The 12,831-nt window shown below is 52.6% G+C and carries 11 protein-coding genes; 10 read left to right on the top strand and 1 reads right to left on the bottom strand.

The window, feature by feature from the left end; all coding sequences use genetic code 11:
• Nucleotides 1-21: 21 nt before the first annotated feature.
• Nucleotides 22-285 (bottom strand): 30S ribosomal protein S20, encoded by a 264-nt coding sequence (gene rpsT, locus BN1247_RS08795; RefSeq protein ID WP_054950052.1) that lies wholly within the window; start codon nt 283-285, stop codon nt 22-24.
• 396 nt (nt 286-681) lie between these two features.
• Between rpsT and gpr the strand changes: the two genes are divergently transcribed.
• The 10 genes from gpr (at nt 682) to dnaJ (ending at nt 12,740) form a co-directional block, all read left to right on the top strand.
• The gene (gene gpr, locus BN1247_RS08790; RefSeq protein WP_054950051.1) at nt 682-1,818 is read left to right on the top strand and encodes a GPR endopeptidase; all 1,137 of its coding nucleotides are present in this window, start codon (nt 682-684) and stop codon (nt 1,816-1,818) included.
• Nucleotides 1,819-2,029: 211 nt separating this feature from the next.
• Nucleotides 2,030-3,196, top strand: a complete 1,167-nt coding sequence (spoIIP, locus tag BN1247_RS08785; RefSeq protein WP_054950050.1) for a stage II sporulation protein P — start codon at nt 2,030-2,032, stop codon at nt 3,194-3,196.
• A 244-nt stretch (nt 3,197-3,440) separates the two neighbouring features.
• On the top strand, nt 3,441-3,899 hold the full coding sequence (locus BN1247_RS08780) for a hypothetical protein (RefSeq protein ID WP_054950049.1): 459 nt from the start codon (nt 3,441-3,443) through the stop codon (nt 3,897-3,899).
• 321 nt (nt 3,900-4,220) lie between these two features.
• A complete protein-coding gene (gene lepA, locus BN1247_RS08775; protein WP_054950048.1) occupies nt 4,221-6,029 on the top strand; it encodes a translation elongation factor 4 in 1,809 nt (602 codons plus the stop codon).
• Between the two features lie 95 nt (nt 6,030-6,124).
• Nucleotides 6,125-7,270, top strand: coding sequence for a radical SAM family heme chaperone HemW (gene hemW, locus BN1247_RS08770; protein ID WP_054950047.1), 1,146 nt, complete (start codon nt 6,125-6,127; stop codon nt 7,268-7,270).
• A gap of 81 nt (nt 7,271-7,351) precedes the next feature.
• The gene (gene hrcA, locus BN1247_RS08765; protein WP_054950046.1) at nt 7,352-8,383 is read left to right on the top strand and encodes a heat-inducible transcriptional repressor HrcA; all 1,032 of its coding nucleotides are present in this window, start codon (nt 7,352-7,354) and stop codon (nt 8,381-8,383) included.
• Nucleotides 8,384-8,621: 238 nt separating this feature from the next.
• Entirely contained in the window at nt 8,622-9,365 is a 744-nt protein-coding gene (gene grpE, locus BN1247_RS08760) for a nucleotide exchange factor GrpE (RefSeq protein ID WP_231633210.1), read from the top strand.
• A gap of 95 nt (nt 9,366-9,460) precedes the next feature.
• Nucleotides 9,461-11,317, top strand: coding sequence for a molecular chaperone DnaK (gene dnaK, locus BN1247_RS08755; protein WP_054950045.1), 1,857 nt, complete (start codon nt 9,461-9,463; stop codon nt 11,315-11,317).
• Nucleotides 11,318-11,467: 150 nt separating this feature from the next.
• Nucleotides 11,468-11,608, top strand: a complete 141-nt coding sequence (locus BN1247_RS08750; RefSeq protein ID WP_157360858.1) for a hypothetical protein — start codon at nt 11,468-11,470, stop codon at nt 11,606-11,608.
• A 4-nt stretch (nt 11,609-11,612) separates the two neighbouring features.
• Nucleotides 11,613-12,740, top strand: a complete 1,128-nt coding sequence (dnaJ, locus tag BN1247_RS08745; RefSeq protein WP_054950043.1) for a molecular chaperone DnaJ — start codon at nt 11,613-11,615, stop codon at nt 12,738-12,740.
• The last annotated feature ends 91 nt before the right edge of the window (nt 12,741-12,831 follow it).

Below are 12,831 nucleotides of genomic sequence, written 5' to 3'. Positions count from 1 at the left end.
GCGGTGGGTCGTTTTTTTTAACTACTGGGCGTTGTTCAGTTGTTTCGCCAGACGCGACAACTTGCGCGCAGCAGCATTTTTATGGATTAAACCTTTAGCAGCAGCTTGATTTAACTGCTTTTGTGTTTTTACGAGTGCAGCTTTTGCTTCTTCGGCACTGCCGTTTTCTAACGTTTGTTGAAACGATTTAATCGAGGAGCGCAGCGCAGATTTTTGCGACGTTTGAAGCGCACGAATTTTTTCGTTCGTTTTTACTCGTTTGATCGCTGATTTAATGTTAGGCATACCATTCACCTCCGACTAATAAGTGCGTGTCAGTAAAACAACATGATAAGTCTATCACGCGTATTCTTCATTTGCAAGCGTATGGGCGGTGATCTTGCATAAAATTCGCCTCGTTATGGCAAAAATGGGAGTAAGACAACGGTAATCAACGTGCGATACCAAGATGGGAACTAGGACAGTCAGGACAGGCGCAAGGCAGCAATATCAGAAAACATGCAGTAATACCGGTGGTCATGAGTTTGTTAATAGGCGTAAGACAGTAAAAATAGAAATATGGCAGTAGCAACGGGATGATGTTAGCAATAACGGAAATATGGCAGTCGTAACCAGATGATGTTAGCGATAACGGAAATAAGACAGTCGTACTAACGCGTAAAAATGAAAAGGAGAAACGAGATGGATCAACGAATCGACCTTAGTTCCTTCGATGTTAGAACTGACCTTGCACTGGAAGCACACGAAATGGCACGCACAACGTACGGTTACGGGAGGGACAGTACCGATGAGAGCGACGGTGCGGCACGGCGTGACGGTGAAATACCGGGAGTGACGAGTGAAGCGTACGAAGAAGACGGCATTCACGTCAGTTGGATTACGATTGACAATGAGCGCGGCGGGCAAGCACTCGGTAAACTGCCGGGGAAATATTTAACGCTCGAAGTGCCTGGATTACGCAATAAAGACTCTGAGTTACAACACCGTGTCGCATTAAAATTCGCCGATGAGTTTGAGCAGTTTTTGGCGCAAGCGGGGATTGACGTCAATGCGAAAGTGCTCGTGATCGGGCTCGGCAACCGCCGCGTCACCGCCGACGCACTCGGTCCGTCCGTCATCAATAACATCCTCGTGACGCGGCACTTGTTCGAGCTCATGCCAGAGCGAGTCGAGGACGGTTACCGTCCGGTCAGTGCGCTCGCGCCGGGGGTGCTCGGGACGACAGGGATCGAAACGAGTGAGATCGTGTTCGGACTCGTGGAACGCACGAAGCCGGACGTCGTCGTTGCGCTCGACTCGCTCGCTTCACGGGCGCTTAGACGGGTGAACACGACGATTCAAGTGGCTGACACCGGGATTAACCCGGGCTCGGGGATCGGCAATAAACGCAAGGCGCTCACGCGAGAAACGCTCGGTGTGCCTGTCCTCGCGATCGGCGTTCCGACGGTCGTCGACGCGGCAACGATCGCGCACGACACGATTGATTATGTCCTTGCTAACGTTAACCGGGAAATGACGCAGACGAAGCCGGCCAACCCACTCGATCCGTACAATCGGCCGACGGTTGCGCAACTCGAGGCGCAGGAAGTGCCGCCGGAGACGCGCAGTAAAATGATGGGCATGGTCGGCACGCTCAGCCCAGACGAGAAACGGCAACTCATTAGCGAAGTACTTCGCCCGCTCGGACAAAATCTCATCGTGACGCCGAAAGAAGTCGACGCATTTATCGAGGACATCAGTAACGTGCTCGCGACCGGACTCAATTGTGCCCTACACCAGGCGGTGAAGGCGGAAAACGTGGCCGCGTACACGCATTAGTTGACACTCCGGTTTGCGATCGCGAGACGTGGGCTGGGGCAGCCACCCGCATGAGGCGCCCCCACATGAGGCGCCCCCACATGGCGCGATCGGAACGTGACAGAACACGACCGAACGCCGACTTGGCAAATCGTGGGCAACGGTTCTACTCCCTTGGACAAGTTCATACATATGGCATATGTAGACAAGCTTATTAAGGGAGAGAACCGCCATGCGCCCAACGTTTCGATCAATCACTATAAATGCTACTGGCCCGGCGATGCGCCGCACGTTTGTCATGCTTTGTATCGGGACGGCGTTCGTATTTGTGTTTCTCGGGATCATTACGATGTTTCAAGCGGATAAGCGCATTAACCCGACGTCGAAACTCGGCAAGTGGACATCGAGTTTTTCTGCAAATACATTAATCAGTGTGATGGGCCAAGAAGTTCCGCTGTTGTCGACAAGCGTTCCCGACGCGGAAAAACTATCCGTGTCGAGCGTGTTTTTGCAAATGTTGACGAGTGTCAACCCGGAAGATCCGCGCAGTTTCCTCGGGCGCGAGCTGCCCGGTTTTGCTGTGTTTGACGGGGAATTTATGATCAAAGGGGACGGGATCGACTATACGGATGCACCGATTGAGTCGCCGCCACCGGCGCCGGGGATGAAACCGCCTGCTTTAAAAGAAGACGTCACAGATCAGGACAAGCCCGACAAAGAACACGACGACGATAAAAAGAAAACCGCACCGAAACAGACGACGGGCGGTAAAAAAAGGGTATTTATCTATCACACGCATTGGTACGAGTCGTTTTTGCCGTATTTAAAAACGAAGAACCCCGACCTTTCTTTTCACCCAGAGAAAAACATTACGAAAGTTGGACAACAATTTGCCAAAGAACTGGAAAAGCTCGGGATCGGGACAAAAGTTTCGACGAAAAGTTACGACTACGTCGATGCACCGCTTTATTACACCGAATCGGGAAAAACAGTCCAAACAGCGATGAAAAACGATAAACATTTACAGTATTTTATCGACATTCACCGCGATTCGCAGCGCCGCGATAAGACATTAGCGACGATCGCAGGTAAAAAATATGCGCGGACGATGTTCGTCGTCGGCACCGATCATCCGAAGTTCGAGGAAAACTATAAGCTGGCAAAAAAATATCACGAGCAGCTGCAGAAACTGTACCCCGGCCTTTCCCGCGGCGTATACATGTCGGGCGGTGAAGGAGTCGACGGGGTGTACAACCAGAACTTGTCGCCGCGAGGTGTGTTGATCGAGGTGGGCGGTGTCGATAACACGTTCGAAGAATTGAACCGCTCTGCCCGCGCCTTAGCAGAGGCGTTCGCAGAAATATATTGGGACGCGGCTGCGGTCGATGCGAAAAAGTAGTGGTTCCGATTATTGGGCGGTCACGGGAACAGCCCTAGAGATGAACAAGCAGTCACTAGGGGCAATGTTTTTGAGAAGGTAGGCGGCGTGCACGTGGTGACGTAATCTGAGTGTACGTGGTGACGTAACCTGAGTGCACGTGGCGAGGCAGCCTGTGTGCACGCTGCGAGGCTAGCCCGTGTGCACCCTATGAAAGTCATCCGTGTGCACGCTTCAATCTAGGGAGGGGGGGCGAGTAAGTGCGATGCGTATACTTGTGCAGTTAATACTATTGACCGCGGCACTTGGGTGTGGCGCGTACCTCGGCAGCGAGTGGACAGAGCAAAACATGCAATCGGCCACAACGGCGCGAATTGCGGACGGCGGGGAAACAGGGCTAGCCGCGAAAAAGGATGGGACGCCGCGCATCGTCGAGGTGGTGGAATCGCCTCACCTCGTTGAAGCAACCACTGCGCCGTTAAAAAGTCACAACGTCCAGCAAAACGAATCAAGCGGTCGTTCTAGGAGCCAAAGGCAAGGCAAGGGACAGGACTTATCTGGGGATGGGACGGAAGCGCCGCGCGAACGCACATCTAACACAAAAAATAGCGAACCGAGTGGCAATATGCTATCGCAACTAGGAAATGACATCGGCGCGGCGCTAGAATGGGGTGTGCGGCGAACAGCGGATCGTTTCGTCGAATTGGTCGACAGCTTGTTATAACTAAATGCACGCCAATTACCTACTAGTCGATAACTTACTTATGAGTTACTATTGATGGAATGAAGCAAATGCTATAATCGCACAATGGCCGAAGCATGAAGCAAATGACGATGAAGGATGGTATGCTGCAAGCGCCGTCAGTCGTTAAAGTACTGGCATACGCACGTCGCCCGTAGGGTGAAGCATGTGCTTTTTTTATATTGTGGATATTGTGTTGTTGGCCACAGAGGCGGTACAAAAAGGTAGCCGCCCGATTGAAGCAGTTCCCCACTATTGATATAATACGTTTCATATGGTTGGATCGGTAGTTGGAGGGACGACATGAAGAAACAGAGCAACATACGAAACTTTTCGATTATTGCACATATCGATCACGGTAAATCGACACTTGCCGATCGGTTGTTGCAACATACGGGGGCACTGACTGAGCGGGAAATGTCGGAGCAGGTGCTCGATACGATGGATTTGGAGCGGGAGAGGGGCATCACGATTAAGCTGCAGACGGTACGACTAAAGTACCGGGCACAAGACGGGGAACTGTACGAACTCAATCTAATAGACACCCCGGGGCACGTCGACTTCAGTTACGAAGTGTCGCGCAGCTTAGCCGCTTGTGAAGGGGCGCTGCTCGTCGTCGACGCGGCGCAGGGCATTGAAGCGCAGACGCTCGCCAACGTCTATTTGGCGATCGATTCGGATTTAGAAATTGTTCCAGTCATCAATAAAATCGACTTGCCGAGTGCGGAGCCAGAACGCGTGCGGCAAGAAATCGAGGACGTCATCGGTCTCGACGCCAGCGACGCCGTGCTCGCGTCGGCCAAAACTGGCATCGGGACAGAAGACATTTTAGAACAGATTGTACAAAAAATTCCACCGCCAGCAGGTTCAGCGGACGAGCCGTTGAAGGCACTCATTTTCGATTCGGTGTACGATTCTTACCGCGGCGTCATTACGTATATTCGCGTCGTCGACGGTGTGATAAAAAAGGGAATGACCATCGAAATGATGGCGACGGGTAAACAGTTTACTGTCGACGAAGTCGGGATGTTTACCCCGCACCCGGTCGCGGTGGAGGAACTGTCGAGCGGCGACGTCGGGTTCGTCATCGGGGGCATTAAAACGGTCGGCGATACGCGCGTCGGCGACACGATGACCGATGCGGCGCGACCCGCCGCCGAACCGCTGCCCGGATACCAACGGATGAACCCGATGGTATTTTGCGGGCTGTATCCCGTCGACAGCAACGACTACAACGATTTGCGCGAAGCATTAGAAAAATTGGAGCTAAACGACGCCTCCCTCCGCTATGAGCCGGAGACGTCGTCTGCACTCGGGTTCGGGTTTCGCTGCGGCTTTTTAGGTCTCTTGCACATGGAAATTATTCAAGAACGCCTTGAACGCGAATACAATATTCCGCTCATTACGACGGCGCCGAGTGTCGTGTACGAAGTGACGAAAACGACGGGAGAAGTCATCCAGATTGACAACCCGTCACACATGCCGCCGACGCAGGAGATCGAACAAGTCGAGGAGCCATATGTGAAGGCGAGTATTATGGTGCCAAGCGATTTCGTCGGTGCGGTCATGGAGCTGGCACAAGGAAAGCGCGGCAACTTTGTCGACATGCAGTACTTGGACGAAACCCGCGTGAACATCGTTTACGAGTTACCGCTCTCGGAAATCGTGTTCGATTTTTTCGACCAGTTGAAGTCGAGTACGAAAGGGTACGCCTCCTTCGATTATGAACTGATCGGCAATCGGCCATCGAAGCTCGTGAAGATGGACATTTTGTTGAACGGGGAAGTTGTCGACGCGCTGTCGTCGATCGTCCACAGCGACAAGGCATACTACCGTGGACGCGCTCTCGTCGACAAGCTGCGGGAACTAATTCCGCGGCAACAGTTCGAAATACCGGTGCAAGCGGCGATCGGGCAGAAGATTATTGCCCGGGAAACGATTCGCGCCTTGCGTAAAAACGTGCTCGCCAAATGTTACGGCGGCGATATTTCGCGCAAACGGAAACTGCTGGAGAAACAAAAAGAAGGTAAGAAGCGAATGAAGTCCGTCGGCAGTGTCGAAGTGCCGCAAGAAGCGTTTATGGCCGTGTTAAAGATGGACGATAACAAGTGAGCACTATTTGCCATACGTTTGCCATATGTGAAACTGCCATGGTCGGTAACGTTTAAATCAAACAGGAATCCCCTATGTAGAAACGAGCGAGGGCGATGCAGGCGAAAGCTGTTTATATCCATATTCCGTTTTGTGCGCATAAATGTTTTTATTGTGATTTTGCGACATATACGGCGAAAAACCAACCGATTGACGCTTATTTAGACGCGTTGGAACAAGAAATGAGCGCTACGCTGGCCGTGGAGCCGGCTGCAGCTCCGATCGAGACGATCTTCGTCGGCGGCGGGACTCCGACAGTGCTCACGGCGGCACAGCTGACGCGTTTTTTAAATATTGTCGAGCGGCACTTTCCCCAGCGGGCGGCACAGTTGGAATTTACGATGGAAGCGAACCCGGGGACAGTCGATGCGGAAAAACTGGCGGTGATGCGCGCAGGCGGCGTCAACCGCCTCAGTTTTGGCGCGCAGTCGTTTAACGAACAACTGCTTACTGCGATCGGTCGCGACCACGACGCCGAGGCTGTCTTCCACAGCCTCGGAGAAGCGAAACGGGCTGGGTTCACTAACGTGTCCCTCGATTTAATGTTCGGCTTACCGCAGCAAACGGTTAAGCATATGCAGAGCACACTCGATGTCGCACTGGACCTAGGAGTACAACACTTTTCCGCCTATGCGTTAAAAGTGGAACAAAACACCCGCTTTTTTACGTTACAACAACAAGGGAAGCTGCCGCTCCCTTCCGATGACGAGGAATACGACATGTATCAGCTCGTCCGTCAGCGCATGCGAGAGGCGGGATATTTCCAGTATGAAATTAGTAATTTTAGCCAAAAAGGGTATGAGAGCAAGCACAATTTGACGTATTGGTTCAATGAGCCGTACTACGGGTTCGGCGTCGGGGCACACGCGTATACGAACGGGCAGAGGTATGCAAATGCGCGCGGAGTCAAACAGTACATTCAAACGCTCGCGGGAGGGCTTCTGCCGCGCGTCGAGCAATACGAAGTAACGCGGCAAGAAGACATCGAGAATACGATGATGCTCGGGCTCAGGTTGGCGGAAGGCGTCTCATTTGCCCGCTTTCGGCAGCGATTCGAGACAGAATTGACGGATGTTTACGGTGCAGAAATTGCTGCGTTAGTCCAGAAAGGCTGGCTCATACGTACGCCTAAAGGTGTCCGCTTGACCGAAAATGGGCTGTTGTGGGGCAATGAGGTGTTCGCCCGCTTTCTTTCTTATTGACAACCGCACGCCTGTTTTGGTACGTTTATGTTAAAGCTTTAGCACTCGATTAGCGAGAGTGCTAACAAGCGGGGTGAGAACATGCTAACCGCACGCCAACAGCAAATTCTTGCTGCCGTAGTGGAAAACTTTATTCAATACGCGGAACCCGTCGGTTCGCGCACTATTTCCAAGCACGCGAACGTCGGCTACAGTGCGGCAACAGTCCGCAATGAGATGGCGGACTTGGAAGAAATGGGCTATTTGGAGCAACCGCACGCTTCCGCCGGGAGAATCCCGACTAATACAGGTTACCGTTATTATGTCGATTATTTAGTGAAACCCCGTAAAGTGAGTAAGAAAGACTCGGAAACGATCCGGACGTATTTTGCGGAACGTATTAATGAAATTGAACACGTGTTCCAACAGACGGCCGTCATCGTCTCGCACTTGACGAATTACACGGCGATTGTGCTCGGGCCGGAAGTGTTTCAAAATAAATTGAAGCATATGCAGTTGATCCCACTATCTGATCGCTTAGCGGTGGCGATTTTAGTCACCGATACCGGGCACGTCGATAAACAGCGCGTCATCATTCCCGAACACGCGTCGGCGAGTGAGTTGGAAATGTTAGTCAACATTCTTAACGAGAAACTTGCCGGGGTTCCGCTGCACCTCATTCGCGCGAAGATGTACTCGGAAATTGCGAAAGAGCTATCCCGTTACACGGAGCGCTATGAACTACTGTTACAAATGGTGGAGCAAATGATTACAGCTGACGACGGCGAGCGCGTCTACATGGGGGGCGCGACGAACTTAATGTCGCAGCCTGAATTTCGCGATATCGATAAAATTAAGCTTTTATACGACTTGTTAGAAGATCAACATACGGTTGTCCGTTTGTTCGACGCCGAAGAGCTAGGTGTCCAAGTGACGATTGGGCAGGAAAACGAACTTGAGGCAGTGAGTCATTGTAGCATCATTACCGCATCTTACGTATTATCGGGCGAACGCGTCGGCAGTATCGGTGTCCTCGGCCCGACGCGGATGGACTACGGGCGCCTCATCGGGCTGATGGACTTTTTGTCACGCGATTTTAACAACATTGTGCGCCACTTAACCGATCAGTCGTAACATAGTGTGTCACGAATGCGCTGTGTCACGATGGACTGGGCGACGAGCAGTTTATGAGGATTTTTTTCTTGCGCACCCTTCGAGCGCAGAGGCAAAAAAAGTGTGTTAATGAGCAGTTAGTGGGGTGAATCCCCACTAACTATGCTCATTTACATATATAATTGTTAAACAAATGTTCAAAAAGTGTTGGCGACGGACTGTCGCTATAATGTGTACTTTAAGCAGGGGGTGAAAGTACGTGGACGAACAAATGCGAGATACACCATTACATGCGGATTCTAACGCGACAAAAGGGGTAGAAATAAATGCAGAAGAGACGACTGCCACTACCCCTGACGATCATATAGAAGACGACGCTCGAGGCGGTAACCGTGCGCCCTCTAATGGTGCGACTAGCGCGGGCGCTACTGGCGCCGATGAAAATGTTGAGGAAACTGCAGCGGAAGCAACACGCAAAGACGCTTCCGACGCATGTGCGACGCATGCCGGTGGTGATGCTGATGCTGATGCCGAAGTGAGAGAGCTTAAAGAGCAAGTGACACAGCTAACCGCACAACTAACTGAGGCGAAAAACCAGCAGTTGCGGGCACAGGCAGATTTGGAAAACTTCCGCCGCCGTACGCGCAAAGAAAAAGAAGAATTGCTTAAATACGCCGCACTTCCCGTGGTCAAAGGGCTTCTGCCCGCGCTCGACAATTTGGAGCGAGCGATTGCCGCCGGGAAAGACGCGAACGCGACCGACGCGAGTGGGCTCCTCGAAGGAGTGAAAATGGTAAACCGGCAAATATTAGACATTTTAGCAGCGGAAGGCTTAGCGCCGATCGCCGCGGTCGGCGAACCGTTTAACCCCGAGTTTCACGAGGCGGTCATGCAAGTGGCAAGCGATGAGCACGAGCCCGGGATCGTCGTAGAAGAGTTTCAAAAAGGCTACCAATTGAAGGATCGGGTCATCCGGCCAGCGATGGTTAAAGTAAGTAACTAAACGACGCAATTAAAGGACGCAACTAAAGGGAAGTAACCGAACGTTTAAAGAAGACATTTTTATTGGGTGGAACGACGAGGAGGTAATTGAACACGATGAGTAAAGCGATCGGAATTGACTTAGGAACGACAAACTCGTGTGTAGCAGTTATGGAAGGCGGCGAAGCAGTCGTCATTCCGAACCCGGAAGGGAACCGTACGACACCGTCTGTCATCGGCTTCTCCAAAGACGGTGAACGGTTAGTCGGTGAATTGGCGAAGCGGCAGGCGATTACGAACCCAGACAACACTGTCATGTCGATTAAGCGCCACATGGGCTCGAACTTCAAGAAGACAATCGAAGGAAAAGACTATACGCCGCAAGAGCTTTCGGCGATGATTTTGCAAAAACTAAAATCTGACGCGGAAGCGTACTTAGGTGAAACGGTGACGAAGGCCGTTATTACCGTACCGGCCTATTTTAACGACAGCCAGCGGCAAGCGACGAAAGACGCCGGACGCATTGCTGGCCTCGAAGTGGAGCGCATCGTCAACGAACCGACGGCTGCAGCACTCGCTTACGGGTTAGAAAAAGGCGAAGATCAGACGATTCTCGTCTTTGACTTAGGTGGCGGGACGTTTGACGTGTCGATTCTCGAATTGGGCGACGGCTTTTTCGAAGTTAAGGCGACGAGCGGTGACAACAAACTAGGTGGCGACGATTTCGACGACGCCATCATCGATTACTTGGTGGAAGAGTTCAAAAAAGAACACGGCATCGATTTGGGTAAGGACAACATGGCGACGCAGCGGTTGAAAGACGCGGCGGAAAAAGCGAAGAAAGACCTGTCCGGCGTCCTGACGACCGACATTTCGCTGCCCTTTATTACGGCTGACGCCACCGGACCGAAGCACTTACAGGTCACCTTGACTCGCGCGAAATTCGAGGAGTTGACCAGTGACCTCGTGGAGCGGACGATGGGACCTACTCGGCGGGCGCTTAGCGATGCGGGCCTTCAGCCGAACGACATCGACCGCGTCATTTTGGTCGGCGGCTCGACGCGCATTCCGGCGGTACAAGAAGCGATTAAGAAGTTAACGGGACAAGAACCGCACAAAGGCGTCAACCCGGACGAAGTCGTCGCCCTCGGGGCTGCTGTGCAAGCGGGCGTTTTAGCCGGCGAGGTGAAAGACGTCGTACTGTTAGACGTCACGCCGCTATCCCTCGGGATCGAAACGCTGGGCGGCGTATTTACGAAGCTGATCGAACGCAATACGACGATTCCGACGAGTAAGTCGCAAACTTTCTCGACGGCAGCAGACAATCAGACGTCGGTTGATATTCACGTGCTGCAAGGGGAGCGGCAAATGGCGGCGGGCAACAAGACGCTCGGACGCTTCCAACTGACCGATATCCCACCGGCACCGCGCGGCGTTCCGCAAATCGAAGTGTCGTTTGACATTGACGCGAACGGCATCGTCAACGTGTCGGCGAAAGACTTGGGTACAGGTAAGAGCCAAAAAATTACGATTACGTCGTCGAGCGGCTTGAGCGACGAAGAAATTGACCAAATGATCAAAGATGCGGAAGCGCACGCGGAAGAAGACCAACAGCGACGCGAAAAAGTAGAATTGCGCAACGAAGCGGACCAACTCATTTTTGCGACGGAAAAAACGCTGAAAGACCTCGGCGACAAAGTGGACGAAGCGGAGAAGAAAAAAGCGGAAGACGCGAAAGAGCAATTGAAAAAAGCGCTCGAAGGCGACGACTCCGAAGCGATTAAGAAGGCAAAAGACGAACTGCAAGAAGTCGTACAGCAGTTGTCCGTGAAATTGTATGAGCAAGCCGCACAGCAAGCGCAAGCGAGCCAAGGGAACGAGGAGCAAGGAGCAACTGGCGGAAAGGCGGACGACAACGTCGTCGACGCTGATTTCGAAGAAGTGAAGGACGAGAAGGGCGACGAGAAAAAATAAGTTAACAATATAAGGCATTTTTCTCGGGACGGTTAAAGCCGGGGCTAGTTTAGGCTTTGACCGTCTTCCGCCGTTTAGGGTCCTAAGGGCGAGTGCCAAGCGATGTGCATGGTTGGCGGCCCCCTGCAAGCGTCGGGAGACGAGCAACGTGTGTGGAGCAGGCAGCAGGGAGCAGTGTCCGGTGGGGCGAGAAAGACGGTGTACAATGGGGCGAATGTCGGTGTGGTCAGTGTGGTCAATGTGGTCGGTACTTTCGTCTGTCTGAAGCGGCATTTTTTTAGTAAGGGGTGAGGTTGTGAGTAAACGAGACTACTACGAAGTATTAGGTGTCGGTCAAGAGGCATCTCCCGAGGAGATTAAAAAAGCGTACCGCAAACTGGCGCGCAAGTATCACCCTGACGTGAATAAAGCGCCAGATGCAGAAGAGAAATTTAAGGAAGTTAAAGAAGCGTACGACGTGTTGAGCGACCCGCAAGCGAAAGCGAACTACGACCAATTCGGACACGCTGATCCGAACGCAGCATTTGGTGACGGCGGTGGCTTTGGCGGAGCGGGTGACTTCGGCGGGTTCGGCGACATTTTCGATATGTTTTTCGGCGGTGGTGGGCGGCGACAAAACCCGAACGCCCCACGACAAGGTGCCGATTTACAATACAATATGACGGTCGCGTTTAAAGATGCGGTTTTCGGTAAAGAAATAGATATTGAAATTCCGCGTACGGAGACGTGTGCGACGTGTCACGGCAGTGGTGCGAAGCCGGGGACAAACCCGGAGACGTGTTCGGTCTGTCGCGGGACGGGACAGCAAGAAATGGTGCAAAACACGCCGTTCGGTCGCATTGTCAACCGTCGCGTCTGTCAAAACTGTAACGGGCAAGGGAAAATTATTAAAGAAAAGTGTTCGACATGTCACGGTTCTGGTCAAGTGAACAAGCGTAAGAAAATCAACGTGAAAGTTCCGGCTGGCGTCGACGACGGGGCGCGCCTGCGCATCTCCGGTGAAGGAGAAGCCGGCGTAAACGGTGGGCCGCCGGGCGATCTATACATTGTGATTCACGTCGAACCGCACGAGTTTTTTGAACGGCAAGGGGACGACATTTACTGCGAAGTGCCACTCACGTTTGTCCAGGCGGCACTCGGCGATGAAATCGAAGTGCCGACTCTGCACGGGCGCGTAAAGCTGAAAGTACCTGCCGGTACGCAGACGGACACATACTTCCGCTTGCGCAATAAAGGTGTGCCGCGCATTCGCGGTTACGGGCAAGGTGACCAGCACGTGAAGGTCGTCGTCGTCACACCGACACGTCTGTCCGAGAAACAGAAAGACTTATTACGCGAGTTTGCGGATGTGGGCGGCGAGAAGGCGCACGGGGAAGACGTCGGTTTTTTTGAGCGAATGAAGCGGGCATTTACCGGTGATTGATATGCGTTAGTGCGTGTGTGCGTGTTTCCGATTGGAGTGGAGCAAACACAGCGGTTAAAGCGCACAAGCGGCATACGTTTGACGTACAGCT

Source organism: Numidum massiliense (assembly GCF_001375555.1).
Lineage (GTDB): Bacteria > Bacillota > Bacilli > Thermoactinomycetales > Novibacillaceae > Numidum > Numidum massiliense.
Note: the sequence above shows the minus strand (reverse complement) of the source record. Positions and strands in the feature narration are given on the sequence as shown.

Excerpts from the sequence above, each read along its gene's own strand:
- gpr (WP_054950051.1), top strand. The coding sequence starts at position 682 with ATGGATCAACGAATCGACCTTAGTTCCTTCGATGTTAGAACTGACCTT.
- spoIIP (WP_054950050.1), top strand. The coding sequence starts at position 2,030 with ATGCGCCCAACGTTTCGATCAATCACTATAAATGCTACTGGCCCGGCG.
- BN1247_RS08780 (WP_054950049.1), top strand. The coding sequence starts at position 3,441 with ATGCGTATACTTGTGCAGTTAATACTATTGACCGCGGCACTTGGGTGT.
- dnaK (WP_054950045.1), top strand. The coding sequence starts at position 9,461 with ATGAGTAAAGCGATCGGAATTGACTTAGGAACGACAAACTCGTGTGTA.
- hrcA (WP_054950046.1), top strand. The coding sequence starts at position 7,352 with ATGCTAACCGCACGCCAACAGCAAATTCTTGCTGCCGTAGTGGAAAAC.
- hemW (WP_054950047.1), top strand. The coding sequence starts at position 6,125 with ATGCAGGCGAAAGCTGTTTATATCCATATTCCGTTTTGTGCGCATAAA.
- rpsT (WP_054950052.1), bottom strand. The coding sequence starts at position 285 with ATGCCTAACATTAAATCAGCGATCAAACGAGTAAAAACGAACGAAAAA.
- lepA (WP_054950048.1), top strand. The coding sequence starts at position 4,221 with ATGAAGAAACAGAGCAACATACGAAACTTTTCGATTATTGCACATATC.